Annotated in this window: 28 protein-coding genes; 19 read left to right on the forward strand and 9 right to left on the reverse strand. The window is 31.6% G+C overall.

Annotated features, from left to right (window positions below):
- Positions 1-25 precede the first annotated feature (25 nt).
- The gene (locus tag DFQ02_RS08185; protein ID WP_116523939.1) at positions 26-2,659 is read right to left on the reverse strand and encodes a valine--tRNA ligase; all 2,634 of its coding nucleotides are present in this window, start codon (positions 2,657-2,659) and stop codon (positions 26-28) included.
- Between the two features lie 264 nt (positions 2,660-2,923).
- Here DFQ02_RS08185 and DFQ02_RS08190 point away from each other — a divergent pair, with 264 nt between their 5' ends.
- Positions 2,924-3,349: a DUF1573 domain-containing protein gene (locus DFQ02_RS08190; protein WP_116523940.1), complete on the forward strand. Its 426-nt coding sequence runs from the start codon at positions 2,924-2,926 to the stop codon at positions 3,347-3,349.
- 56 nt (positions 3,350-3,405) lie between these two features.
- On the opposite strand, the gene DFQ02_RS08195 is transcribed toward DFQ02_RS08190, so the two are convergent.
- Complete coding sequence (locus DFQ02_RS08195; protein ID WP_245940231.1) at positions 3,406-4,746, reverse strand: aspartyl protease family protein; 1,341 nt, start codon at positions 4,744-4,746, stop codon at positions 3,406-3,408.
- A 123-nt stretch (positions 4,747-4,869) separates the two neighbouring features.
- On the opposite strand from DFQ02_RS08195, the gene DFQ02_RS08200 reads away from it, so the two are divergent.
- From DFQ02_RS08200 to DFQ02_RS08215, 4 genes are read left to right on the forward strand one after another with little or no spacing between them, the layout of a single operon-like run.
- Positions 4,870-6,060, forward strand: coding sequence for a pyridoxal phosphate-dependent aminotransferase (locus tag DFQ02_RS08200; RefSeq protein ID WP_116523942.1), 1,191 nt, complete (start codon positions 4,870-4,872; stop codon positions 6,058-6,060).
- Positions 6,060-7,073: a UDP-N-acetylmuramate dehydrogenase gene (gene murB, locus DFQ02_RS08205; protein ID WP_116523943.1), complete on the forward strand. Its 1,014-nt coding sequence runs from the start codon at positions 6,060-6,062 to the stop codon at positions 7,071-7,073. Before DFQ02_RS08200 ends, murB begins: the two co-directional genes overlap by 1 nt.
- A gap of 55 nt (positions 7,074-7,128) precedes the next feature.
- Positions 7,129-7,662, forward strand: coding sequence for an RNA polymerase sigma factor (locus DFQ02_RS08210; RefSeq protein WP_116523944.1), 534 nt, complete (start codon positions 7,129-7,131; stop codon positions 7,660-7,662).
- A gap of 8 nt (positions 7,663-7,670) precedes the next feature.
- Positions 7,671-8,459 (forward strand): anti-sigma factor, encoded by a 789-nt coding sequence (locus tag DFQ02_RS08215; protein WP_116523945.1) that lies wholly within the window; start codon positions 7,671-7,673, stop codon positions 8,457-8,459.
- Positions 8,460-8,533: 74 nt separating this feature from the next.
- Here the strand turns inward: DFQ02_RS08215 and aqpZ are convergent, their stop codons facing one another.
- Positions 8,534-9,220, reverse strand: coding sequence for an aquaporin Z (gene aqpZ, locus DFQ02_RS08220; protein ID WP_116523946.1), 687 nt, complete (start codon positions 9,218-9,220; stop codon positions 8,534-8,536).
- Positions 9,221-9,349: 129 nt separating this feature from the next.
- On the opposite strand from aqpZ, the gene DFQ02_RS08225 reads away from it, so the two are divergent.
- Genes DFQ02_RS08225 through DFQ02_RS08255 form a run of 7 tightly spaced genes read left to right on the forward strand, consistent with a single transcriptional unit; the run spans position 9,350 to position 16,631 of the window.
- Positions 9,350-9,553: a membrane or secreted protein gene (locus tag DFQ02_RS08225; RefSeq protein WP_116523947.1), complete on the forward strand. Its 204-nt coding sequence runs from the start codon at positions 9,350-9,352 to the stop codon at positions 9,551-9,553.
- 6 nt (positions 9,554-9,559) lie between these two features.
- Positions 9,560-10,672, forward strand: a complete 1,113-nt coding sequence (locus DFQ02_RS08230; protein WP_116523948.1) for a glycosyltransferase — start codon at positions 9,560-9,562, stop codon at positions 10,670-10,672.
- Positions 10,663-11,211 carry an RNA polymerase sigma factor gene (locus DFQ02_RS08235; RefSeq protein WP_116523949.1) on the forward strand — a complete coding sequence of 183 codons (549 nt, stop codon included), beginning with the start codon at positions 10,663-10,665 and terminating at the stop codon, positions 11,209-11,211. Before DFQ02_RS08230 ends, DFQ02_RS08235 begins: the two co-directional genes overlap by 10 nt.
- Positions 11,208-12,437: an Nramp family divalent metal transporter gene (locus DFQ02_RS08240; protein WP_116523950.1), complete on the forward strand. Its 1,230-nt coding sequence runs from the start codon at positions 11,208-11,210 to the stop codon at positions 12,435-12,437. Before DFQ02_RS08235 ends, DFQ02_RS08240 begins: the two co-directional genes overlap by 4 nt.
- A 37-nt stretch (positions 12,438-12,474) precedes the next feature.
- Entirely contained in the window at positions 12,475-13,353 is an 879-nt protein-coding gene (gene lipA / locus DFQ02_RS08245) for a lipoyl synthase (RefSeq protein ID WP_116523951.1), read from the forward strand.
- A gap of 1 nt (position 13,354) precedes the next feature.
- Entirely contained in the window at positions 13,355-14,359 is a 1,005-nt protein-coding gene (gap, locus tag DFQ02_RS08250; protein WP_116523952.1) for a type I glyceraldehyde-3-phosphate dehydrogenase, read from the forward strand.
- A gap of 40 nt (positions 14,360-14,399) precedes the next feature.
- Complete coding sequence (locus DFQ02_RS08255; RefSeq protein ID WP_116523953.1) at positions 14,400-16,631, forward strand: ATP-binding protein; 2,232 nt, start codon at positions 14,400-14,402, stop codon at positions 16,629-16,631.
- Here the strand turns inward: DFQ02_RS08255 and lpxK are convergent.
- Complete coding sequence (gene lpxK / locus DFQ02_RS08260) at positions 16,628-17,632, reverse strand: tetraacyldisaccharide 4'-kinase (protein ID WP_116523954.1); 1,005 nt, start codon at positions 17,630-17,632, stop codon at positions 16,628-16,630. The two genes, DFQ02_RS08255 and lpxK, sit on opposite strands and share 4 nt — an antisense overlap.
- A 53-nt stretch (positions 17,633-17,685) precedes the next feature.
- Here lpxK and DFQ02_RS08265 point away from each other — a divergent pair, with 53 nt between their 5' ends.
- From DFQ02_RS08265 to DFQ02_RS08280, 4 genes are all read left to right on the forward strand, one after another.
- Entirely contained in the window at positions 17,686-18,780 is a 1,095-nt protein-coding gene (locus tag DFQ02_RS08265) for a Nif3-like dinuclear metal center hexameric protein (RefSeq protein ID WP_116523955.1), read from the forward strand.
- 3 nt (positions 18,781-18,783) lie between these two features.
- Positions 18,784-19,563: a zinc ribbon domain-containing protein gene (locus tag DFQ02_RS08270; protein WP_116523956.1), complete on the forward strand. Its 780-nt coding sequence runs from the start codon at positions 18,784-18,786 to the stop codon at positions 19,561-19,563.
- A 110-nt stretch (positions 19,564-19,673) separates the two neighbouring features.
- Positions 19,674-20,333 carry a peptide-methionine (S)-S-oxide reductase MsrA gene (gene msrA, locus DFQ02_RS08275; protein WP_116523957.1) on the forward strand — a complete coding sequence of 220 codons (660 nt, stop codon included), beginning with the start codon at positions 19,674-19,676 and terminating at the stop codon, positions 20,331-20,333.
- 143 nt (positions 20,334-20,476) lie between these two features.
- Positions 20,477-21,121 carry a hypothetical protein gene (locus DFQ02_RS08280; RefSeq protein WP_116523958.1) on the forward strand — a complete coding sequence of 215 codons (645 nt, stop codon included), beginning with the start codon at positions 20,477-20,479 and terminating at the stop codon, positions 21,119-21,121.
- Positions 21,122-21,138: 17 nt separating this feature from the next.
- On the opposite strand, the gene DFQ02_RS08285 is transcribed toward DFQ02_RS08280, so the two are convergent.
- The 5 genes from DFQ02_RS08285 to DFQ02_RS08305 form a co-directional block, all read right to left on the reverse strand.
- On the reverse strand, positions 21,139-21,423 hold the full coding sequence (locus tag DFQ02_RS08285) for a hypothetical protein (RefSeq protein WP_116523959.1): 285 nt from the start codon (positions 21,421-21,423) through the stop codon (positions 21,139-21,141).
- Positions 21,424-21,834: 411 nt separating this feature from the next.
- Positions 21,835-22,224, reverse strand: a complete 390-nt coding sequence (locus tag DFQ02_RS08290) for a rhodanese-like domain-containing protein (RefSeq protein ID WP_116523960.1) — start codon at positions 22,222-22,224, stop codon at positions 21,835-21,837.
- Between the two features lie 4 nt (positions 22,225-22,228).
- The gene (locus DFQ02_RS08295; protein ID WP_116523961.1) at positions 22,229-22,546 is read right to left on the reverse strand and encodes a rhodanese-like domain-containing protein; all 318 of its coding nucleotides are present in this window, start codon (positions 22,544-22,546) and stop codon (positions 22,229-22,231) included.
- A 110-nt stretch (positions 22,547-22,656) separates the two neighbouring features.
- Positions 22,657-23,277 carry a thioredoxin family protein gene (locus DFQ02_RS08300; RefSeq protein WP_116523962.1) on the reverse strand — a complete coding sequence of 207 codons (621 nt, stop codon included), beginning with the start codon at positions 23,275-23,277 and terminating at the stop codon, positions 22,657-22,659.
- A gap of 7 nt (positions 23,278-23,284) precedes the next feature.
- A complete protein-coding gene (locus DFQ02_RS08305; protein ID WP_116523963.1) occupies positions 23,285-23,809 on the reverse strand; it encodes a TlpA family protein disulfide reductase in 525 nt (174 codons plus the stop codon).
- A gap of 121 nt (positions 23,810-23,930) precedes the next feature.
- Between DFQ02_RS08305 and DFQ02_RS08310 the strand changes: the two genes are divergently transcribed.
- The 3 genes from DFQ02_RS08310 to DFQ02_RS08320 all read left to right on the forward strand — a co-directional run bounded on the left by DFQ02_RS08310 (position 23,931) and on the right by DFQ02_RS08320 (position 26,633).
- Positions 23,931-24,395: a MarR family winged helix-turn-helix transcriptional regulator gene (locus DFQ02_RS08310; RefSeq protein ID WP_116523964.1), complete on the forward strand. Its 465-nt coding sequence runs from the start codon at positions 23,931-23,933 to the stop codon at positions 24,393-24,395.
- Between the two features lie 262 nt (positions 24,396-24,657).
- Entirely contained in the window at positions 24,658-26,064 is a 1,407-nt protein-coding gene (locus DFQ02_RS08315; protein WP_116523965.1) for an anthranilate synthase component I family protein, read from the forward strand.
- 2 nt (positions 26,065-26,066) lie between these two features.
- Complete coding sequence (locus tag DFQ02_RS08320) at positions 26,067-26,633, forward strand: anthranilate synthase component II (RefSeq protein ID WP_116523966.1); 567 nt, start codon at positions 26,067-26,069, stop codon at positions 26,631-26,633.
- The last annotated feature ends 154 nt before the right edge of the window (positions 26,634-26,787 follow it).

The following is a 26,787-nucleotide window of genomic DNA, read 5'->3' on the forward strand; positions in this document are numbered from 1 at the left end:
AAATCATCCAATAAAATTTTAAAACTTACTTCAAACTTGTCAAACTAGCTTTTAAGGTCTCTATTTTAGCCAATGCATCCGCTTCCTTTTTCTTTTCACTAGCCACCACTTGTTCGGGGGCATTGTTTACAAAACGTTCGTTTGATAATTTTTTCTGCACCGATTTTAAGAAACCTTCAGTATAAGTTAATTCTTCAGTAAGCTTTCTAATTTCGACTTCTACATCAATAGCATCTGCCATTGGAATAAAGTATTCGTTAGATTTTACTCTAAAAGTCAAAGCGCCATCAATGGAGTCGTTTACATATTCAATACTTTCAAGGTTACCCAACTTTTTGATAATGGCATCAAAATTCTTGGTCATATCTTCATTATTAATGACTGAAAATGTGATAGCATCTTTAAAGGCAATGTTCTTTTCTTTTCTAACAGTCCTGATACCAGACAATACCTCAGAAGCAAAATCAAATTCAGATATTAAGGCTTCATTAACTGGTTTTAGCTCAGGCCACTCAGCCACTATCAAAGCCTCTTCCGGTGTTCTTTTTGATATGTACTGCCAAATCTCTTCTGTTAAGAAAGGCATAAATGGGTGTAAAATCTTTAAGTTATCTTCTAGTAAACCAATCACAGCATTGTAGGTAGTTTTATCAATTGGTTGTTGATAGGCAGGCTTTACCATTTCTAATAACCATGAGCAGAAGTCATTCCAAATTAATTTATAAGTTTCCATTAAAGCATCGCTTATGCGATATTTGTTGTAATGATCTTCTATAAGTGATAAACTTTGTTGAAATTTATTGGCATACCAATCTATACTAACTTTAGCATATTCTGGTTGTGCCATATCTGCTATTTCCCAGCCATTAATTAGTCTAAAGGCATTCCAAACTTTATTACCAAAGGCTTTTCCTTGTTGGCACAAAGCTTCATCAAATAATAAATCGTTTCCAGCAGCAGAGCTCAATAATAAACCAACACGAACACCACCGGCACCAAAATCATTTATTAATTTTAGAGCATCTGGGGAGTTACCCAGAGACTTACTCATTTTTCGGCGTTGTTTGTCTCTAACCAAGCCTGTTAAATAGACATTTTTAAAAGGCTCCTTACCTTTATATTCGTAGCCAGCAATAATCATTCGGGCAACCCAAAAAAATAAAATATCTGGCCCAGTAACCAAATCGTTAGTTGGATAGTAATAGTTTATATCCTCATTTTCAGGGTTTCTAATGCCATCAAACACACTCATAGGCCACAACCACGATGAGAACCATGTGTCTAGTGCATCTGTTTCCTGAATTAAGTTTGAAGCTTGAAGTTGTGGATTGGATGTTTTCTCCTTAGCTAATTTTAAAGCTTCTTCTATATTTTCTGCAACCACAAAATCCTCCTTTCCATCACCGTAATAATATGCGGGAATTTGTTGTCCCCACAGTAACTGACGCGAAATATTCCAATCGCGAATATTTTCCATCCAGTGACGATACGTATTTTCAAATTTCTTGGGGAATAGTTGAATATCGTTATTCTCTCCTAAAACTGCCTCAATGGCTGGTTTTACCAAATCTTCCATTTTAAGGAACCATTGATCTGATAATCTTGGTTCAATAATAGCTTTGGTTCTCTCTGAAATACCAATTCTATTGTTGTAATCTTCAATTTTGGCAATCAATCCTAAACCTTCCAGTTCTTTTACAATGGCTTTTCTAACTTTAAAACGATCTTGACCCTCATAATGCAGTCCATAACTATTGAGTGTTGCATCCTCATTAAATATATCAATCACTTCTAGATGATGTTTATCACCCAAAACTTTGTCATTCTCGTCGTGAGCTGGAGTAACTTTTAAACACCCAGTTCCGAATTCTATATCTACATACTCATCTTGAATAATAGGAATGATTCTATTACAAATTGGCACGATGGCTTTCTTCCCTTTCAAATTGAAATGGCGTTCATCATTAGGGTTGATACAAATAGCAGTATCACCCAAAATTGTTTCTGGTCGTGTTGTAGCTATAGTCAATACTTCTTCAGAACCTTCAATCTTGTAGTTTATATGATATAGCTTTCCTTGTTTATCAACATACTCAACTTCTTCATCTGATAGCGTAGTTTTAGCTTCTGGATCCCAATTTACCATTCTATAGCCGCGATAAATTAAACCTTTGTTGTATAAATCAACAAACACCTTGATGACCGCTTCGCTCATATCATCATCCATAGTAAACTTGGTTCGTTCCCAATCGCATGAACACCCAAGCTTTTTTAATTGCTCCAGAATGACGCCTCCATACTCGTATGTCCAATCCCATGCATGTTTTAGAAACTCATCTCTAGTTAAATCATTTTTATCAATACCTTGCTCCTTTAATTTAGCTACTACTTTTGCTTCTGTGGCTATGGAAGCATGATCTGTTCCTGGTACCCAACAAGCATTTTTTCCTTTCAAACGTGCTCTGCGAATTAATACATCCTGAATAGTATTGTTTAGCATGTGCCCCATATGAAGCACCCCAGTAACATTCGGTGGTGGAATTATTATAGTGTAAGGCTCTCTTTCATCTGGTTCTGAATGAAAATAATTGTGTTTCATCCAGTAATCATACCACTTATTTTCTACCTTGCTAGCATCATATTTAGACGGAACTTGCATACTTTGGAATAGTTTTTGAACTTAGATGTGCAAAAGTACTTATATTTCTTTTTCTGTGAAAGCTATATACTGATTGGTTTTCTAATAAAAATAGGGGTGTAATTGATACTTTTGAATAAGTTTATATGTTAACACGTGTGCATTACATCTAATTTTTTTGCCAGTTGTACAAAAAGTGAGTATGTTTGACTAAGACTTATGACAGATAGTTTATTTATTTGTTCATTTTTAAATCGTAAAAAACAGTAATCAAAAAATAAAACCATGAAAAAATTAATTACAATTTTATTTATAGGATTAATAAGTTTTTCTGTAAATGCCCAAGAAAAAATAGCTAAAATTGAGTTTAAATCTGAAACCATAGATTATGGAACTATTGAGAAAGGATCAGATGGAGTAAGAGTTTTTGAGTTTACTAATACTGGAGATGCACCTCTTATCATATCTGATGTTAAATCCTCATGTGGATGTACTATTCCTTCTAAGCCAAAAGAGCCTATATTGCCTGGTAAAACTGGTGAGATTAAAGTAAAGTATGATACTAATAGAGTAAATCCCATTAGAAAGACAATTACTGTGATATCTAATGCTGAAACCCCCACAGTAGCGCTTAAAATTAAAGGTTTGGTAGTAGACACTAGTAAAGCTAGTGTTCTAGAAAAAAAAGATAAAAGTATTGTACAACAATAAACAAGCGTTTTTTGGAAATAATTGATAAGGCTTGAATCAATGATTTAAGCCTTATTTTATTTTAACAAATTTTCTAATTTAAAGTTATAATTTAAAATTTGCTTATTTCTTTCTATTTTTAACTTAATGATTTTACCAGTATTACCATAAAACATAGTCATTATTTGCTGTAATTTAAGAAGGTGACTTGATTTGCCATTTATGGATATAATGATATCTCCCTTTTTCAATCCAGCTTTTTCTGCTGGAGAATCCTTTCTCAATTCTACAATAGCATAAGCTGGTTTTAAACTCATTTTATATTTTTTGTCAAACACCAGTTTTATCCCTCCCTTATTATTGATACTATTGCCCTCCTTTATATTCAATCTATACATAAAAGGCTCATACTCTTTTACAAATCTAAGCCCATCATGAGCTAGTTCAATACCACTTTTATTGTAATTAAATTTTTCTTTGAAATACTTATTTTTTTTTAACGTAATTAAAGAGTCTCTATAATCAACTATTATATTAAAACGCTTTAGTATATTTCCTGCTATACTTCCATTTCTATATTTTACTTTTTTTGCAAAAAACACGGAGTTAGCATCAGGGTATGCCACGTTGGTTTTTTTTAATGTAAAACTTTTTAAAGAAAAAGACTCTGCTTTTCCTCGCTTTCCATAAACACTGCCACTTAAACCATGTCCTAGAAAATCCCTAAAAAAGTTGTCTCCAGAAATTATTCCAAGAGAGTCATCCTCAAAAAGCCATAAACTGTCACTGCCTCCAGAATCTATAAGTAGTTTTACAGGAATTTTTTTACTCTTTAAGCTAACCTGAGCATTTATGTATGGTTTATCATTATAAAACTCTAAGTTGAAACGCTCACATCTTTTACAATTTTTGTATATATAATATGTGGGTTCTGTTAACTTAATAAACTTAGAAGAATAATTTATCTCTACAATAAAATCTCTAAACAAATCCAAACCAATAATCCCATTCACCAACACACCCAACCGTGGAGCAAAATTCAAACCAAGTTCTTTAATAGCATACAAATCTTGGTTTAACTTTATGGCATCACCAATTTTAAAAATATTATTAGATGATTTCAGTGCTTCTATAGGCTCTCCTTCACCCAAACCACGTATAAAAATTTTTTCAGTGTTTTTTATCTTTAAACTATCATAAATATTATTAAATATAAATGGTTTACTTACACCTGTATCTAAAATAAAAGAAAGCTCTACCCCATTCACTTCAACAGGAATTACTACTAGATTATTAATTAACTTAAAACTAATTTTATCTGTTTTATGTTTATTGTGAATAAGAAATTTGCTTTGGGCAGTTAAAAAACAAAAATCACATAAAAGCAATAATAAAAGAATGAAAAACTTTTTCATCATTTAGCACTTACAATTTATACCTAATTAATTTACAAATCTTTTAATTGTCAAAAAGTATTTAAGAGGCTTTTTAAAAAAACTTTAAGATAATTTTCTCAACTTTGCACACTAATTTAAAATTTGATGCCTACTATATCTAAAAAGGGACAGTTAATGCCGGAATCTCCTATTAGGAAATTGGTTCCGTATGCCGAAGAAGCTATGAAAAGTGGTAAGCATATTTATCATTTAAATATTGGTCAGCCCGATATTAAAACTCCTGAGGTAGCGTTAAAAGCTGTAAAAGAGAATGACGTAGAGGTTTTGTCTTATTCGCGTTCTGAAGGTTCAGAAACCTATAGAAAAAAGCTTGCCGCTTATTACGATTATCATAATATTAGTGTATCTCATAAAGATATTGTTGTTACCACCGGGGCTAGTGAAGCTATAGCTTTTATTTTCGGGAGTATTATGGATGTTAATGATGAAGTGATTATTTGCGAACCATTTTATGCTAATTATATAGCTTTTGCAACAGCAGCCAGTGTAAAAGTAGTACCAATTGTTTCAAAAATAGACGATAATTTTTCCCTACCTCCTATCAAGGAGTTTGAAAAGCTAATAACACCAAAAACAAAGGCTATTATGATCTGTAATCCGGGAAATCCTACCGGATGCTTATATTCTGAAAATGAAATTAAACAATTAGCTGATATTGCAAAACGTCATGACTTATTTTTAATTTCAGATGAGGTTTATCGTGAGTTTACCTATGATGGCAATTTGCATTACTCCATACTCGAATTAGAGGGATTAGACGAGCATACCATTATGATAGATTCTGTCTCCAAGCGTTATAGTATGTGTGGAGCTAGAGTAGGTTGTTTGGTTACCAGAAATGAGACTGTGAGACATACTGTATTGAAGTTTGCTCAAGCACGATTAAGTCCTCCAACTTACGCACAAATAGCCAGTGAGGCTGCTCTAGAAACACCGCAAAGTTATTTTGATGAAGTAAAGGAAATGTACATCAATAGACGAGATATATTAATTGCAGAGTTAAATAAAATTGATGGTGTTAAAATAGCTACGCCTAAAGGAGCGTTTTATTGTATTGCAGAATTACCTATTAAAAATGCTGATCGTTTTGCACAATGGCTTTTAGAATCTTTCGACGTTGATAACGAAACAGTTATGGTAGCCCCTGCCAGCGGTTTTTATTCTACCGAAGGTATAGGAGCAAACCAAATAAGAATTGCTTACGTACTTAACAAAGAAAGCTTGGTAAAAGCGGCTAACATTTTAAAAGAAGCATTAAAAGTTTACAAAGACTAGTGCATATTAAACAAAATATATCCTTAAAACCATACAATACATTTGGTATTGATGTCAATGCCAAATTTTTCGTTTCAGTTTCTAGTATTGATGAATTAAAACAGGTTTTAGCGCTTCAAGATTTTCCTAATAAATTAATACTTGGTGGTGGTAGTAACATGCTGCTTACAAAAGATTTTAACGGACTGGTATTACATATAAATTTAAAGGGAATTAAAATAATTTCTGAAACCTCCCAATATGTAATTGTTAAGGCCAATGCTGGTGAAAATTGGCATAAATTTGTGCTTTGGTGTTTGGATAATAATTTTGGAGGTATAGAGAACTTATCGTTTATACCGGGTAATGTTGGAACGGCTCCCATTCAAAATATTGGAGCTTACGGTGTTGAGCTTAAAGATACGTTTGTGTCTTGTGAGGCCATGAATTTACAAGATCAGTCAATCAAAACTTTTACTAAATCAGATTGTAATTTTGGGTACAGAAGTTCTATTTTTAAAACCGAAGCCAAAGAAAAGTATGTTATTACAAGTGTAGATTTTCGATTAACTAAACAAAATCATACACTCAATACTAATTATGGAGCTATAACATCAGAATTACATAACATGGGCGTTAAACACCCAACTATAAAAGATGTTTCAAATGCCATTATAGCTATTCGCGAAAGGAAATTGCCAAACCCCAAGGAAATTGGTAATAGTGGTAGTTTCTTTAAAAACCCAGTCATATCAAAAGAATTATATGCAACTCTGCAAGAAAATTTTTGTGATATCCCAAGTTACCCTGTTTCAGAAAAAGAAGTAAAGGTTCCTGCCGGTTGGCTTATAGAAAAAGCAGGTTTTAAAGGTAAACGTTTTGATGATTATGGTGTTCATAAAAATCAAGCTTTAGTTCTGGTGAACTACGGAAATGCTAAAGGAGAAGATATTTTAAAATTCTCAAAATTAATACAAAAGACCATAAAGAGACTATTCAATATTACTATTGAAGCTGAAGTAAATATCTTATAATCTGTTATAAATTTCTAACTTTAGTATTATATTCACAGTTTAAAATAAACTTACCTTGATAGCACCCATTGAAAAAGAAATAGTAAAACTGCTAGAATTAGGCGATAAGAAGGCAATTTCTTTGCTTTATGAGAATTATGCAGATGCTCTGTACGGCGTTATAAAAAAGGTGATTATTGATGATGAAACTGCACAAGATGTACTTCAAGAGAGTTTTGTGAAAATTTGGAGATACGCCAAGAAATATGACGCTACTAAGGCTAAGTTATTTACTTGGTTATACAGAATTGCATACAATACTGCTATTGATAAGGTAAGATCATTAAAAAATAAAAGTGGAAAGGAAGTCCAGATTGAGACTTCTGTCGTATATACATTTACAGCAGATAGTATAAATCAAGACGTTTTAGATATAAAAAAACATCTAAGAACCCTTGATGAAAAATATCAAATTGTTATTAATGCACTCTTTTTTGAGGGCATGACCCAACAAGAAGCTAGCGATGAATTAGATATTCCGTTAGGAACCATAAAATCGAGGTTAAAAATTGGATTACGTGAATTAAAAAAGATTTACAATCCTCAATAAACAAAGTCATGAATGAGAAAATAACTACTTTTTTAAATTCTGGCCTTTTAGAAAAATATCTAATAGGTGACACTAATTCTGCAGAAACAGAAATGGTTGAAACTTATATTTTAAAATATCCAGAAGTACAGAATGCATATAACACTTTACAGTATAATTTAGAGATTATAGCCAAAAGTAATGCTGTTGAAGCTCCTAAACATATTTTAAATAATGTTTTAGAAGAGTTGGATGACGCTCCAGTTGTAAGAATGAATAGCTATAAAAAATATCAAAAATGGTACAAGTTTAGTGTTGCGGCAAGTGTTGCGGCATTAATTTTTGCTGGAACAGCATATCTTTTCTATAACCAAAACCAAAAATTAGCTGAAGAAAATCAAGTGGTTGTTGATGAAATTTTTGATTTGAGAAGTGATATAGCTCAAAACAACAAAATGCTTGATAATGTGATGCGTCAATTATTAAAACTCAATAATCCTGAAACTGCAAAATACATAATTAATGGTAATGAAAGAGCCAAAGATCTTAAAACGGTTGCATACATAAATCCTAAAGAGAAAACCTCTATGATTGATGTAGTATCATTACCAGAATTACCAGAAGAGCAATGTTATCAAATTTGGGCAGAACTACAAGGCAAAATGGTTAGCCTTGGTATTTTGAATGAAGCTGACAGGCAGTTGATAAATATTCCTTATGCCGAAGACGCTTTAGCCTTAAATATTACTATAGAGCCCAAAGGTGGCAATGAAATAGCCTCATTAGAAAATAAAGTAGCAGAAGTTAGTCTGCAATAAACCATAAATTTTCCATTCAAAAAAGCCTCGTTTTTACTTAAGAAGCGAGGCTTTTTTTATGTATTTCATAAAAGTCATTCTTTATCAAATAAAGCTTTATGAATAATTCCCGCAACAATAGCCCCAGCAATTGGTGCTAACCAAAATAACCATAATTGAGCAGTATATTCACTACCCGCAAATAATGCTTGACTTGTAGAACGCGCAGGATTAACCGAAGTATTGGTTATAGGGATACTAATTAAATGTATTAATGTTAGCCCTAAACCAATAGCTATTGGCGCAAATCCTTTTGGTGCTCTTTCATTAGTACTACCTAAGATAATTAAAAGAAAGAAGGCCGTTAATAAAAATTCTGCAATTAATGCAGCCGTTATAGAATACCCATCTGGTGATAAATCTCCAAAACCATTAGCTGCAAAACCTCCAACAGATTCGAAACCTGCTTTATTTGTTATTATTAAATATAAACATGCTGCAGCTGCTAGCGCTCCTATTAACTGAGCAATGATATAACCTAGTAAATATTTAGCTTCAAACTTCCCACCTGCCCAAAGACCAAAAGAAACCGCTGGATTAAAATGTCCTCCAGAAATATGACCAACAGCATATGCCATTGTTAATACGGTTAAACCAAACGCCAGTGCCACACCAGCAAATCCAATTCCTAATTCTGGAAATGCAGCGGCAAAAATAGCACTACCACATCCACCAAAAACAAGCCAAAATGTTCCGAAAAATTCAGCAAATAGTTGTTTCATGATTATATTTTAATTGGTTAATATTTGAAGATACAATTTTTTTATACATACAATAATAAAGAATTAGTCACAAATAACTTCACTATTAAATAATTGATAAAAGTATTACCTTTGCACAAAATAATTCGGATGAAACTTTTTTTAATTACAATTCTTATTTTAGGGCTTGCTATTGCAGGAATAGCTATTAAAATTTGGGCAAAAAAGGATGGTAAATTTGCAGGTACCTGTGCAAGCCAGAACCCAATATTAAATAAAGAAGGAGAAACTTGTGGCTTTTGCGGTAGAACTCCCGATCAATATGCCGACTGCAATGAACCTCAACACATATAATCCTTTATGAGCGTACTTGATTTTATTTACTATGCATTTATTGGTGTAGTTTGTATTCAAGTAATAATTTACATTATACTCTTCGGTAGTTTTTCATTTTCAAAACAAAAAAAACAATCGGTAAAAAAAATTGCCGTTTCAGTAATAATTTGTGCTAAAAATGAAGCAAAAAACTTAAAAACTTTATTGCCTTCCATTGTTACACAAGAGTACTCAGATTTTGAAATTGTACTTATTAACGATGCTTCTAATGATAGAACCTTAAAGGTTATGGAAACATTCAAAAAAAAGTATGACAACATTAAAATAGTTGATGTAAAAAATGTGGAGGCCTTTTGGGGTAATAAAAAATACGCCTTAACACTGGGTATTAAAGCTTCTAAAAATGATTATCTTTTATTCACTGATGCTGATTGTAAACCTGTTTCAAAATACTGGATAAAAGAAATGACCGCTCATTTTAGCAATAAGAAAACTATTGTATTAGGTTATGGTGCCTATTCAAAAATTAAAAACTCGTTACTTAATAAGCTAGTTAGATTTGAAACTTTGGTAACTGCAATTCAATACTTTTCTTTTGCTAAATTGGGTATACCATATATGGGTGTTGGTAGAAATTTGGCTTATGCTAAAAAAGAGTTTTTTGATGCCAACGGATTTATAAATCATATTCAAGTGCGTTCTGGTGATGACGATTTGTTTATTAACCAAGTGGCTTCTAAAACAAATACAGCCATTTGCTACTCAAAAAATAGTTTTACAAAGTCTGTCCCTAAAACTACATTTAAAGACTGGTTTAAGCAGAAGAGACGGCATGTTTCTACAGCAAAGCACTATAGATTAATGCATAAATTATTATTAGGTTTTATTTATACCTCTACATTACTATTTTGGGTGTTGGCCTTAATTTTGTTACCTACGTTATTCAATTGGGTCATTGTGGTAGCTCTGTTTTTATCTAGAATTATTGTCCAATATTTAGTTTATGGTTTTTCAGCCAGAAAATTGGATGAGAAAGACATTCTTTGGATATTACCTTTTTTAGAAGTTTTTTTAATTTTTACGCAATTCGTTATATTTATGAATAATCTTATTTCAAAACCTAACCATTGGAAATAAACGAAGCTATTAAGCGCGCCAGAGAAAACGACCAAAAGGCGTTTAATTTCTTACTAGATACTTTTTGGGATGATGTATATGGGTTTCAGTTAAAACGAATTGAAAATGAAAATGATGCTGAAGATATTACCATTCAAACATTTTCTAGAGCTTTTGATAGAATTGAAACCTTTGATGATTCATACAAATTCAAAACGTGGTTAATTACCATTTCAAAAAACATTCATATTGATTTATTGCGAAAAGAGAAAAAAACTATTAGGCAAACCATTACGAATGATGAAAAGTCAGTGCTTCAAATTCTAGATGAATCTCCTTCTGCAGAAGATAAATTAATTTCAGAACAGCACCTGGTAAAGCTTTTGCGCGATATAAAAAAACTAAAGCCACATTATCAGAAAGTAATAAATCTACGTTATTTTCAAGAATTGAGTTATAAAGAAATTTCAGATGAACTCAATGAGCCCATTAATAATGTAAAAGTTAAGTTGTTACGAGCTAAAAAATTACTAGCTGAGATTATTCAGAAATCAAAATGATTGCCAAACTAAAAAACTTAGGTCCCGGATTATTATTTGCTGGAGCAGCCATTGGGGTGTCACATCTAGTGCAATCTACAAGAGCTGGTGCTGATTTTGGCCTAGGTTTACTATGGGCCTTGTTATTAGCCAACTTATTTAAATATCCATTTTTTCAATACGGCCCAAGATATGCGGCAGCAACAGGAGAAAGTTTGTTAGATGGTTATAAAAAAATGGGGAAAGGAGTTTTGGCAGCATATTTTATACTAACATTTGCCACCATGTTTACCATTCAAACCGCGGTAACCATTGTTACTGCAGGTTTAGCCACTTCAATCTTTGGGAATTTAGGTTTCAATCCCGTTTTAGCTGTAAAAATATGGACAGTAATTGTGTTAATTGTTTGCTTAGGGTTACTCGTTATTGGAAAATATAAGTTTTTAGATAATTTAATAAAACTCATCATTATTTTGTTATCTATTAGTACAGTTTCTGCTGTAGCTATGGCGCTTTACGGAAATAACACTGGTATTTCACTAGTGCAAGTTTTGCCCAAAGAAACAACTCAAATTGCATTTTTAATCGCTTTTATGGGTTGGATGCCAGCACCATTAGATATATCAATTTGGCATTCATTATGGGCCGTTGAAAAGCAAAAAGGAGATAAAAAGTATCAATCTAAAACGGCTTTGTTCGACTTTAACATAGGTTACATTGGTACTATAATTTTGGGAATTGGTTTTGTGTTGTTAGGCTGTCTAGTCATGTTCGGGAGTGGTGAAACATTTAGTAATTCAGCAGGAGGATTCTCAAGTCAGCTAATACAAATGTATACTACAAGCTTGGGTGATTGGGCCTATATAATTATTGGTATTGCTGCATTTACCACCATGTTTAGTACAACACTTACTTGTTTAGATGCCTCACCAAGAGCTATGGATAGAACTCTGGAACTTTTATTTAGTAAAGATTACACACATGGATATTTAGCATGGATTCTTCTTTTAGTTTTAGGAACTGTTTGTATTTTTTTCTTCTTTGCATCAGAAATGGGTTTATTAATTGAGATTGCTACCATTCTTTCTTTTATAACAGCACCCTTTTATGCCATAATCAATTATAAATTAATTTCTGGAAAACATACACCAAAGCAATGGCGTCCTAATAAAAAACTGCACATATTAAGTTGGAGTGGTATTATCTTTTTAATAGGATTTAGTATTTGGTATCTCTCAACTTTTTAAAAGAATACTTTGTATCTTTGCATTTCATTTTTTGACTATGCAAAAGGAAAGCGCATCTAATATTTTACCTGAAAGAAAGCCTAAACCAAAATGGTTACGTGTAAAACTCCCAACGGGTAAAAAATACACAGAATTAAGAGGGCTAGTTGATAAATACAAATTAAATACAATCTGCACTTCAGGAAGTTGCCCTAACATGGGCGAATGTTGGGGTGAAGGAACAGCTACCTTTATGATTTTGGGTAATATTTGTACACGTTCTTGTGGCTTTTGTGGAGTTAAAACCGGAAGACCAGAATCTGTAGATTGGGACGAGCCCGAAAAGGTAGCACGTTCAATAAAAATCATGAATATAAAGCATGCTGTCTTAACAAGTGTTGATAGAGATGATTTAAAGGATATGGGAAGTATCATGTGGGCTGAAACCGTTAAAGCGGTAAGAAGAATGAATCCTGAAACTACACTGGAGACCCTAATACCAGATTTTCAAGGTATAGAACAGCATATTGATAGAATTGTAGATGTTGCACCAGAAGTAGTATCTCATAATATTGAAACGGTGAGACGATTAACTAGAGAAGTTAGAATTCAAGCGCAATATGATAGAAGCTTAGGGGTTCTTAAATATTTAAAACAGGCCGGACAGAGACGTGCCAAATCTGGCATCATGCTTGGCTTGGGAGAAACTAGAGAGGAAGTAATAGAAACGCTTCATGATTTAAAAGATAACGACGTGGATGTAGTTACCATTGGTCAATATTTACAGCCGAGTAAAAAGCATTTACCAGTTAAACAATTTATTAATCCAGATCAGTTTAAAGAATACGAAGAAATTGGTTTAAAACTGGGGTTTCGCCACGTAGAAAGTAGTGCATTAGTACGATCTTCTTATAGAGCACAAAAACATATTCATTAAAATGATTACGGTTGCCATTAATGGTTTTGGTAGAATTGGTAGGCGTGTTTTTAGATTACTTCAAGATTATAAAAACATAAAAGTTGTTGCTATAAATGATTTGGCTGATGCCAAAACATTAAGTCATTTACTTAAATACGATAGTGTTCATGGGCTTTTTAATGGCATAATTACTTCTGATTATAATCACATTGTTGTTAATGATGAAAAGATTTCTCTTTTAAACCAAAAACACCCAAAAGATATTGATTGGTCTCCTTTTAATGTTGATTTTGTTATTGAATCTACTGGAAAGTTCAAAACAAAATCAGACTTAAATTATCATTTAATAAACGGTGCGAAACAGGTTGTTTTAAGTGTTCCTCCTCTTGAGGATGATATAAAGACCATTGTTTTAGGGGTTAATGATGAGAGTCTTGATGGCTCAGAGACAGTTATTTCAAACGCCTCATGTACTACTAACAATGCAGCACCTATGATTGATATTGTCAATAAACTTTGTGGTATTAATCAAGCCTATATTACAACGGTACATTCTTATACTACAGATCAAAGCTTACACGATCAGCCCCATAGAGATTTACGAAGGTCTCGTGCAGCAGGACAATCTATTGTTCCAACAACCACTGGTGCCGCCAAGGCTCTAACAAAAATTTTTCCTGAACTATCTAATGTTATTGGAGGCTGTGGGATTAGAGTTCCTGTAATTAATGGATCGTTAACTGATATTACATTCAATGTTAAAAGAACAGTTTCAATTCAGGATATTAACAATGCCTTTAAAGAGGCTGCCCAAAACAGTTATAAGAATATTTTAGAATACACTGAAGACCCCATTGTATCTATAGATATTATTGGTAATACACATTCTTGTATATTTGATTCTCAAATGACTTCTGTAATAGGAAATATGGTAAAAATTATTGGTTGGTACGATAATGAAACAGGATATTCTAAAAGAATCATTGATTTATTATGTAATTTATCGATAAAAAAGTGTGTTTAATCGATAAAATAATTATATTTGTTGGTATTATTGAATTAAAATGTCCCGAATAAAACGATATATCTTAACATTTACTTTGTTATTTAGTGTCTTGGTATGGTCTCAAAAAACCATGGAAGATGATCCTGAGATTCAACAAAATAGTATAGATTTTCGCATTGAACAATCCCAAAATGCTCTGGAAAAATTCGATTATCAAGAAGCTCAAAAGCAGCTTGATGAAGCTTTAAGTCTGGCTCAAAAGACAGATAATAAAAAGAGTATTGGTATCATTCATGCAAGAAAAGGTAAACTTCAGCTTATTATTGAAGAGGTGGATAACGCAATAACTTCATTAAGAAAAGCCATAAAGATTCAAACCGAAACTAATGATAATGTTAATTTAGCTTACTCATATAAAACCTTTGGTGAAGTATTCATTGCTAAAGAAGATTATTTCCAAGCTTCAGATTATTTTAAATCTGCGAAAACCCTTTTTGAACAAGAAGAGTTAGATGAAGGCATTGCAGAAACTCTCTTATTAGAAGGTAAAACCTTTATGTTATTAAAAAACTTTAGGAAAGCCAGATCTATATTAGAGCAAGCTTCTGCTTTAGCAAAAAAAACTGGGTTGCTAAAAACCCAAAGTGAAGCCTTTGTAAATCAAGGCTTGGTATATCATAAGTTAGGAGACAAAGAAAAAGCTATAGAGTTATCTGAACAAGGTTTAATAATTGCAAAACAAAACAACTTCACCTCTATTTTAAATAATGCCTATTTAGTATTAAGCGAATTACATAATAATTTTGGTAACTATCAACTCTCTAGAGATTACTTGAAGAGTCATTTAACACTATCAGACTCCATAAGAAACTTAACAAGGCTAAGTTATACAAAAGACCAAGAAACAGAGTTTCTTTTAAATAAGGCCAATGAGGAAATTAAATTATTAAAAGAAAAAGCTCAGGAAGAAAAAGAGGATGATGGTGTAAGAAATTTAATTTCAATTTTAAGTGTAGCCTTAATTACCATTCTATCACTTTTAACTTTATCGCTATATAAAAACAACAACATAAGGTTAAAATCCAATAATATGCTTCACAAAAAAAACAGTGAACTTATTGTTGCAAAAGAAAAGGCTGAATTAGCATCCAAAACAAAAGCTAATTTTCTGTCTACAGTAACACACGAGCTGCGCACACCACTCTATGCAGTTACTGGCCTAAGTAATATGTTATTAGAAGAAGACCCTAAACCTTCTCAAATTCAACATTTAAAATCATTAAAATTTTCTGGAGACTACCTATTAACATTCATTAATGACATTCTTCAAATTAATAAAATTGAAGCCAATAAAGTTGATTTAGAACCAGAACCTTTCAATCTTAAGAAAAAAATAAACAATATTATTTTAGCTTTAAATAATTCAGCAGAAGATAATAATGTTAAAATTCATTTTGAGTTTGATAAAGATCTGCCAGAAAACTTTATAGCAGATCAAATTAAGATATCTCAGATTTTAATCAATTTAATTGGCAACTCTATCAAGTTTACAAAGGATGGTGATATTTGGATTCGGATATACAAACTAGAAGTAAAAGACAATATTTACAAAGTTAGATTTGAAGTTGAAGATAATGGTATTGGTATTAGTCAAGAAAAACAAGACAAAATGTTTGAAAGCTTCTCTCAGGGGTCAATTCAAATAAATAGAAAGTATGGTGGTACCGGATTAGGCCTTTCCATTGTTAAAGGGCTTATAGATATTCTAAAAGGTGAGATTCATGTAAAAAGTGAATTAGAAAAAGGGACTACTTTCTTCTTTGAAATACCAATGGAGTACACTACTGTTAAAGAAGCTACTGAAGCTAAGGTGTCTTATTTTGACAAAGAAACTAATAAATTAGATTTAACCAACGTTAAGATTTTAGTCGTTGAGGATAATAAAATCAATCAAATGATTACCAAAAAGATTCTTACTAAAATGAATCTAAAATGTGATATTATTGATAATGGAACTGACGCGGTAGATATGATTAAAACTAACAATTATAATATTATATTAATGGATATTCACATGCCTGGTATAAGCGGTATTGAGGCCACTAAAATTGTTAGAACTTTTGATAAAGAACTAACCATTTTTGCCTTAACGGCTGTAACTATTGAGGATAAAATGCATGAGTTTGAAGAGGCTGGATTTACAGATATTATCCCCAAACCTTTTAAGCAAGAGGAGTTTGAGAAAAAACTATATAATGCCTTAATTTCTAAAGAAGAGCAATCGGCTTAATTTTTTAAATAACCCTTTATCGCTTTATTAAAAGAAGCTTCCTTGTCAATAACTACTTCTATAGGTAAATAGTACAATTTACTTTTCAAAGATTCGTATTGTTTTAAACGCATAAAATCCTTTTCTGTAGTTATAATTAGCGCTTTATCAATAAGATTGTCAATATCGTTTTGAGTAAAAGTATAATGGTCTTTAAAATTTAAGTGCTCAAAATCTAGGTGTTGATCTTTTAAAAATTTCACCAATGGTTTTGCATTTGCAATTCCTGTAACCAAAGTAAATTTATGTAACTCATTAATTTTCTTAAAGTCAGTTTCAGAAAAAACATTATTAGAATATTTTATAGAACTAAAAAACACTTGCTGATGTTTTTTGGGTTTTATTTTCTTTATAATAGTCAGTTTTTTTTCAGTATTTAAATCATCTGGACATTTGGTTACAATGATGACATCAGCTCGTTTTGCACCACTTTTAGGTTCGCGTAAATTCCCAGTTGGTAAGGTGAAATCATTAAAATACGGGTTAGTATATGTCGTTAGTAAAATATTTAAGCCAGCCTTAATTTTTCTATGCTGAAATGCATCGTCCAACAAGATAACTTCTGGTGAATTTTCAATTGATTTAAGATTTATAATACCATTGTTTCTATCGGCATCAACAGCAACCATAACATCATTTTTGAACTTACTATAAAACTGGAAAGGTTCGTCCCCTATAGTTTCAACATTAGAATCTTTATTGGCTAATTGAAAACCATCAGTCACTCGCTTGTAACCTCGACTCAAGGTTGCTACTCTATAGTCTTTTTTCAACAAATTAATCAAGTATTCTATCATTGGGGTTTTCCCAGTGCCACCAACACTTAAATTTCCTACGCAAATAACAGGAAATGCATAAGAACTTGATTTTTTTACACCCCAATCATATAGCTTATTTCTTACCCAAGTGACAAAATGGTACAACGGAACAAATGGGAAAAGGATGTTTCTAATTAAATTCATTACAGCAAAGTAAATATTTTATATTTGTTTAATAATCAAATCCAGTAAATATTATGATTATTCAAGATGTCATTAATCATTTAGAGGAATTAGCCCCATTAGCTTACGCCGAAGATTTTGATAACGTTGGACTTTTGGTAGGTGATAAAAATCAAAAGCTAACCGGAGTTTTAGTTACTTTAGATACGCTAGAAAGTGTAGTAGATGAGGCTATTTCACAAAACTGCAACCTGATAGTAAGTTTCCATCCTATTATCTTTAAAGGACTAAAAAAAATAACGGGTAAGACCTACGTTGAGCGAGTGGTTCTCAAAGCTATTAAGAACAAGATTGCTATTTATGCAATTCATACTGCCTTAGACAATGCTTTACAAGGGGTTAATGATATGATATGTAAACAACTTGGTTTGGTGAACAGAAAAATTTTAATTCCGCAATCTGAAACCATAAAAAAATTAACAACATATGTTCCACAAAATGAAGCAGAACATTTACGAACTGCTTTATTTAATGCAGGTGCAGGCAACATAGGAAATTATAGTAATTGCAGTTTTAATGTTGATGGAATTGGAACCTATCAAGGAAATGAGAATTCTAACCCTACACTGGGTGAAAAGGGTAAAACTCATCATGAGACAGAAATACAAGTGTCTGTTATTTTTTCAAAACATTTAGAGTCTGATATCATAAAAACACTGATTGATACACATAGTTATGAAGAAGTTGCCTACGAAGTGGTTACTATAGAAAATAAGAACCAAAATATTGGTATGGGAATGATTGGAGAATTTAAAGACCCTATGAATGAAGGAGACTTCTTAGCTTATTTAAAGTCACGGATGAAAACAGGGTGCATCAGACACTCATCGTTTTTAAATAAATCTATTAAAAAAGTAGCTGTGTTAGGTGGTTCAGGGAGTTTTGCTATAAACGCAGCAAAAACTGCTGGTGCAGATGCATATGTAACCGCAGACTTAAAGTATCACGACTTTTTTATGGCAGAAAATACCATATTTTTAGCAGATATTGGACATTACGAAAGTGAACAATTCACAAAAAATCTTTTAGTGACGTATCTTACAAAAAAAATTACTAATTTTGCAGTCGTTTTATCAAACACCAATACCAATCCCGTTAAGTATTTTTAAAGTATGGCTAAAAAGAAAGAAGTAACTGTAGAAGAGCGCTTAAGAGCTTTATACGATTTACAACTTATAGATTCTCGTATAGACGAGATTAGAAATGTAAGAGGTGAACTTCCTTTAGAAGTTCGAGATTTAGAAGATGAAGTAGCTGGGTTAAACATCAGACTAGAAAAACTTGTTGCAAGTTTAGAGGTAATAGATAACGATATTAATGCTAAGAAAAATCTTATTGAAGAGTCTAAAGCTTTAATAAAGAAGTACAACGAACAACAAAAAAATGTTAGAAATAACAGAGAATACAATTCTTTATCAAAAGAAATTGAGTTTCAAGAGTTAGAGATTGAGCTAGCTGAAAAACACATAAAAGAGTTTAAGGCTCAAATTGAACAGAAAAAAGAAGTTATTTCTGAAACTAAAGAACGTTTAAAAGAACGTGAAACTCATTTGAAACATAAAAAGGGTGAGTTAGATGCTATTTTAGCTGAAACAGAAAAAGAAGAGCAAGCACTTATTGAGAAATCTGAGGCATACAAAGATCAAATAGAAGACCGTTTAGTAGCTGCTTATACTAGAATTAGAAGTAGTGTTAAAAATGGTTTAGCGGTTGTTCCTATTGAAAGAGGAGCTTCTGGAGGTTCTTTTTTCACCATCCCACCACAAGTACAAGTTGAAATTGCATCCCGTAAAAAAGTAATAACAGATGAGCACAGTGGAAGAATTTTAGTAGACGCTGTTCTTGCCGAAGAACAAAAAGAAAAAATGGAAAAATTGTTTGCTAAACTATAGTTCTATTTTAGGTAAATATATAGAAAGCCTTTACTTTAAGAATGTAAAGGCTTTTTTTATTTTAAAAAGTTAAGGTTTTATATTTTTATACGTCTCAATAATAAAACTCTATGAAAAATATCTTTACTCTTTTATTTATCACTTTATTGTTCAGTTGTCAGAACTCAGCACAATCAAAACAACAAAAAGAAAGTATCAAAAATGCTAAAGCTATTGAAGTCCCTATAGAGAATGGAAAAGCTAAAGCCTATTTTGCAAGCGGTTGTTTTTGGTGTGTTGAAGCTATCTATGAAAGCATTAAAGGTGTAGACGAGGTTATTAATGGATATTCTGGTGGATATACCCAAAACCCAACCTATGAAGCCAGTAACACGGGACGCACAGGTCATGCCGAAGCAGTTGAAGTTATTTATGACCCAAAAGTTGTAAACTTTGAAATCTTGGTTGATGTATATTTTGCCTCGCAAAACCCAACACAGGTTAATGGTCAAGGTCCAGATCACGGCTCACAATACCGTTCCATAATTTTTTATCAAAACGACGAGCAAAAGCAAATCATTTTAGAAAAAAAAGCAGCTTTAGCTAAACAGTTAAAAGCAAAAATTGCAGCCGAGGTATATCCTTTTCAAAAGTTCTGGATTGCTGAAGATTATCACCAAAACTATGAAAGACTACACCCCAATCATCCATATATTCAACGTATTTCCATTCCGAGGTTGAATAAATTCAAGTCTAAATTTCCTGAGAAATATTTAAAAGAAACACATTAAAGTGATGTGCTCTCATTAATATACATACTAACTACTAAATAGAATACGCTAAAGCTTTGCTTAATTATTTCAAAAATGGTGGATATGAATTATCCTTAGTTTTTATATAACTAAGTTAATTATCTTTGTTAAAACTTCAGTTCATGAAAAAATCAGTATTCGCTTTATGTTTCTTAGTGCTTTGTTGCTCTTGCAAACAAGGAGATGCAAAAACTAAAGAAACGTTAGAATTAACGATTGCCGAACAAATAGCTAACGCCCATGGCTTTGAAAATTGGGATAAGGTTAAAGAAATTCAATTTAAATTTGGAAAAAATCGACTTTGGAATTGGAATCCAAAAACCGATAACGTAAGACTCACTACAGACACCGACACTATAGTTTATAACAGAAAATTTATAGACAGTACTTATTTAAAAGCAGACCGTGCATTTATTAATGATAAATTTTGGTTGTTAATTCCTTTTCAATTGGTTTGGGACGCTTCAGCTTCTATCTCAAAACCAATGCAAAAATTAGCTCCAATTAGCAAAAACATCATGAACAAAATTACTATTACCTATCCACCAGAAGGCGGTTATACACCTGGAGATGCTTACGATATATATTTTGACAAAGACCTAATTATAAAAGAGTGGGTGTTTAGAAAAGGTAACAAACCTGAACCCTCTTTAATTAATACTTTTGAAAACTACCAAGATTTTAAAGGCATTAAACTAGCTTTAGATCATAAAAAAGCTAATGACAAAGGAGGTGTAAAATTCACAAATGTAAAAGTGAAGTTTTAAAATAAAAAACATGTTAATTAAACATTGTGCTCTTTAGCTATGGTTTTATTCATTTTTTCTAGCCATTTAAGTTGCTCTTTTATTTCTTTACTTCGCTTTTTTAGCTTATCAAATTTTGCAGCTCTAAGTTCTTCCTTCTTAACCTTTTCCTGACGTTCAATTTCTGCTCTTTTTTCTTCTAGTTTTTTAAGCTTTTTGTTTTTGATTTTTTCAAAATACACAAAAATATAAGCATATATATACATACTTAAAAAAAGCAATGCAACTATACTCAAAATAAGCCAACCATTCATCATATTCATAATTCAAAAGTTTTAATATTAATAGTTTAGTTAGTGTAAACTTAAAGAAAAGACAATTACTTTTAAAAATTCTAAGTTAAATAACTCAAAAACAAGACAAAGGATAAAAAACTGAAATAATCATCGACGAGCGGTTAAATATCCTTTATGTCTTCATACAATCCTTCTAATTTCCACTCTTGTAAGTACAGAAGGTTGATATTTCATCTCATATATTATAAAAAAGTTGGGGTAGATCTAAAAAATATTACCACTTACCTTCTCCATGTTTCTTGAATACCACTTGAGATGAAGGCTCAATTATTTGGAGTCAATCAAATATATAAATTTTTAAACAATACTAAAAATGAAGCAACTAGTCCATTATTTGAATAAAATCATAAAAAAAGCTCTCAAAATTGAGAGCTTTCTTTATTTAACAAGTTTAAAACCTTTTTCCTTCCATTTTAAAATACCACCTTCAAGATCATACACTTTTTTAAAACCTAATTCTTGAAGTATTTTACTAGTTTTACCACTTCTTCCCCCACTTCTGCAATACAATAAGAGTGTTTTATTTGGGTCTAGTTTTGTAATTTCTTCTTTAAATGTCTCTGAGTAAAAATCTATATTGTTTGCATTTTTAATATGTCCCTCTTCAAACTCTTTTGGCGTTCTAACATCAATTAATTGAATGGTTTTATCTTTAAGAAGCATCGTTTTCATCTTATCAGCAGAAATGAGTGCTTTATTTTGTGCCGTACTATTACATGCTATAAAAGTTGTAAAAACTAAAAAACCAAAAATTAAAAAATGTTTCATAATTTTAATACATATCGACTACATCACCTGTCCAATTTAACATACCTCCTTCAAGATTATAAGCGTTATCAAACCCTAACTCTTCCATAATTAGGCAAGCTTTATGGCTTCTGTTACCTGAGCGACAATACACATAATAATTTTTACTCTTATCAAGCTCGTCAACTTTATCTAGAAATTCTTCACCTAGGTAAAAATCTATATGAATAGCATTTGGAATTATGCCATCTGCAACTTCGGCTTCTGTTCTTACATCTAAGATAACCGCATTATCATCAGTAGCCAATTGTTCTGCCCACTCTTCTTGTGTTAAATCTTCCATTTAAAAAATTGAATTAATTATAAATGCAAAGTTAGTGCTTAAATAATTTACAGACGAAAAAAATCTGAAGCATTACAATTCAGATTTAATAAATTTACTTGAACTATCTATTAAATTTTTATGGTACATCCAATAGCTTTAGTCTCTTTTTGTGGCACCTCGTTTCCTTCAATTAAAGCATCTACCGCGTTTTCAACATACTTTGTATTTACTGCAGAGACATCTTTATAATTATCATCAATAGCTCCAATATATTGAACAACTAAACCACTTTCTGTTTTGTCTAGCACAAAAATATGCGGTGTTTTTGTTGCTCCAAACTTCGGAAAAACTTCTTGTTTAGCATCAATTAAATAAGGAAAAGTAAAGCCTTTACTTTTTGCTCTTTCTTTCATAGCATCCATACTATCTCCAGGTTTTACAGATGTGTTATTGGGCATAATGGCAATTACTGGATAACCTTTGGGTGCATACTTTTTGTCTAATGCAATAATCCTATCTTCATACATGACTGCATAGGGACATGTATTACAGGTAAACGTAACAATGAACCCTTTAGCGTCATTATAATCAGACAAAGACACCATTTTGCCATCAACATTTTCAAGTGAAAAATCTTCGGCTATATCACCAATTTTATAACCCTCTCCCAAATTGTTTTCAGGAATGGTAAATGCTCCAATAAGTAGCACCAAGCACGCTACAGCGATTAACTTAATTGTTTTGCTCATTTTTATTTTAATTTAAAAATTCCTTTAATACTTCCTCTAACTCATTATACGTAAATGATTGCTCATAAAACTGTCGTTTGTTATCTTTATATATAATGGTTGCTGGTATTGAACCAGACCAATCTTTATTTACTTTTGGAATCCAACTATTGGAATCTACATCATCTAAAACCACAATTTTAGATTTCAGATCTCGCTCTTTAATAAACGGCTTGAGTTTAGATTCATATTGATGCGGAAAATCTAAACTCACCAGAATAACTTCAACATTTTTATCTTTATAGTTGGCATATAAATCTTCAAAATAAGGCAACTCTTTAACACAAGGAGCACACCATGTAGCCCAAAAGTTAATCACATAAATAGTATTATCTTCTTTATATAAAATTGGTTCTAAACGCTCAAAATCGTAAATTTCTAGTTCAGTCTTCTGTTCAGCATTATCTAAAACTTTTGCATTCTTTTTGTTAAAACAGCTAAAAACCAAAAAAGTTACTACTAAAAGTACAATTCTAATAACTGATGATTTCATCAAGTTTATAATTCAATATTATTTGCTTCATAAATTTAACTAATTGACAATATATAATCTTTTATTTAACAATTTTTTAAACATTAGATAATTTTTATATATTTGTATATACAACAATGGTATGGGGATTAAAAAGATTCTTAAAATAAATGCCAATCTTCCAATATCTAAAGAAGTTGTAATAAGCATTATTCATACGACTTGTCTAGTAAATAGCAAGCTAAATGACGTTCTTAAGCCATATGGGGTTTCTTTACAACAGTTTAATGTTCTTAGAATATTAAGAGGCCAAAACCAAAATCCTGTCACACTTTCAACTGTACAAGAAAGAATGATTGCAAAAATGAGTAATACCACAAGGTTAGTTGATAAGCTCGCTAAAAAAGGATATGTTGAAAAGAAAATTAATAAGGATAACAGAAGAAAGATTGATATTTCAATAACCAATGAAGGGTTATTGTTTTTAGAAGAAATAAGTAAATTGATTGATAGCACCGAAAAAGACATTATAAGTTCACTAACTAAAGATGAGGCTTATAATATGATTAGATTATTAGACAAGATTAGGTTAATAGCAAACAAATAATTCTCTTTAAACTAATAATCGTACAAGACTGCCATATAAAATATGGCAGTTTTTTTTAATTTATAATTCAAACTGTTGTATAATTATTTTTTCATTTCTATATTTGACCCATTAGAAATAAAAAATCAATGAACAACATTTTAAATCATACTTGGTGGTGGTGCTTTCGAAACTAAAATTCGTGAAGTAAAATCCTAGTATATTTAAAACTTAAAATATCAAAAAGGCTTGTCATTCACGACAAGCCTTTTTTATGTTAACAATGAAAAAAATCAACCTTTTTACCCATTATAAACGTATTCTAACAGATACCATAACCCCTGTTACGGTATATTATAAGATTAGAGATAAATACCCAAATAGTATTTTACTAGAAAGTGGTGATTATCATAGAAATCATAAGAACTTTTCTTACATCTGTTTTAACCCAATTGCATCTATTAAAATAGAAAATGAGGTTATTGAAAAAACATTTCCTGATAGCTCTTCAACAACATTAAACATAACTAACAATGTTGATGTTGTTGATGAAATTTACAAGTTTACAAAGCAATTTGAAGTATCATCAGAAGAAAAATTTAAGTTTATTAACAACGGAATTTTTGGCTATACAGCTTATGATGCGGTTCGTTATTTTGAGGATATAGAAATAGGCAAAAAGGCAGGCTCAGTTGAAATACCTGATGTTTATTATGCCGTTTATCAAAACATAATTGCTATTAATCATTTTAAAAATGAGGCTTACATATTTGCTCATTGTTTTGAAAGTGTTGATAGTAATATTGATGAAATTGAGACATTAATCAATGTACAAAACTTTGCTTCTTTCAGTTTTAGCTCTAAAGGAAAAATTAAATCTAACCTAACAGATGATGAATTTCTGCAACATGTAGATTATGCAAAAAAACATTGTGCCAGAGGCGATGTTTTTCAATTGGTATTATCTAGAAGTTTTTCTCAAGAATTTACTGGTGATGACTTTAATGTTTACCGTGCTTTAAGAAGCATCAATCCATCTCCTTACCTGTTCTATTTTGATTATGGTGATTTTAAAATCATGGGCAGTTCACCAGAGGCACAGTTAATCGTTAGTAATGGTTTAGCAGAAATTCACCCTATTGCAGGTACCTTTAAAAGAACAGGGGATGATGAAAAGGATGCTATTTTAGCTGATGAATTGGTTAAAGACGAAAAAGAAAATGCAGAACACGTTATGCTTGTTGATTTAGCAAGAAATGACTTAAGTCGTCATGGTAGCCATGTAAAAGTGGAAACCTACAGAGAAGTTCAGTTCTTTTCGCATGTTATTCATTTGGTCAGTAAGGTGACTGGACAAAAGCATGACACCACCTCAACTATGCAGGTGGTTGCAGATACTTTTCCTGCAGGAACATTGAGTGGTGCTCCCAAACACAGAGCTATGCAACTTATTGAGCAATATGAAAAAACAAGTAGAGGTTTTTATGGAGGTGCTATAGGTTTTATGGATTTTGATGGAAACTTCAATCACGCTATTATGATTAGAACATTTTTAAGTAAAGATTATAAACTCAACTGGCAAGCTGGAGCAGGATTAGTATCAAAATCAAATCCTGAAAGTGAAAAACAAGAAGTGTACAATAAATTAGGAGCGTTAAACAAAGCTATTCAATTAGCAGAAGATATTTAGTTATGAAAAAAGTTTTAGTAATTGATAACTATGATAGTTTTACCTATAATTTAGTTCATTATTTAGAAGATTTGAATTGTGATGTTACGGTTTACAGAAATGATAAATTAGAATTGGAAGACGTAGAACCTTTTAATAAAATAGTATTATCACCCGGACCAGGTATACCTGATGAAGCTGGTTTATTAAAAGCTATTATTGAAAAATACGCACCAACTAAAAGTATCTTAGGTGTTTGTTTAGGTCAACAGGCTATTGGTGAAGTATTTGGTGGCTCTTTAGTAAATCTTGATGAAGTCTATCATGGTGTTGCCACGAAAATTGAAATTAGTGTAGATGATGAACCAATTTTTAAAGATCTAGATAAAGAAATTGAAGTTGGTCGATATCACTCTTGGGTTGTTAATGCTGATTTACCAGAAAGTCTAGAAGCTACATCTTTTGATCACAACGGACAAGTGATGTCTTTAAGACACAAATTATATGATGTAAAAGGTGTTCAATATCACCCTGAGTCTGTTTTAACACCACAAGGAAAGAAAATATTAGAAAATTGGGTAAATAGTTAGCTGAAGAAAATATAAATAGTTGAATGAAAAATAAATATAAAGAAAGTCAAGTCCCAATTCAATTCGCAGAATTGATAGCCAAGGCTAAGAATAGATGAAGAAAAGCTCCGAAATCAGGAGAACAAAGTTAGACGCGGAGTTTTATAATCGGTTT

It is taken from the genome of Seonamhaeicola aphaedonensis (assembly GCF_003386195.1).
Classification (GTDB): domain Bacteria; phylum Bacteroidota; class Bacteroidia; order Flavobacteriales; family Flavobacteriaceae; genus Seonamhaeicola; species Seonamhaeicola aphaedonensis.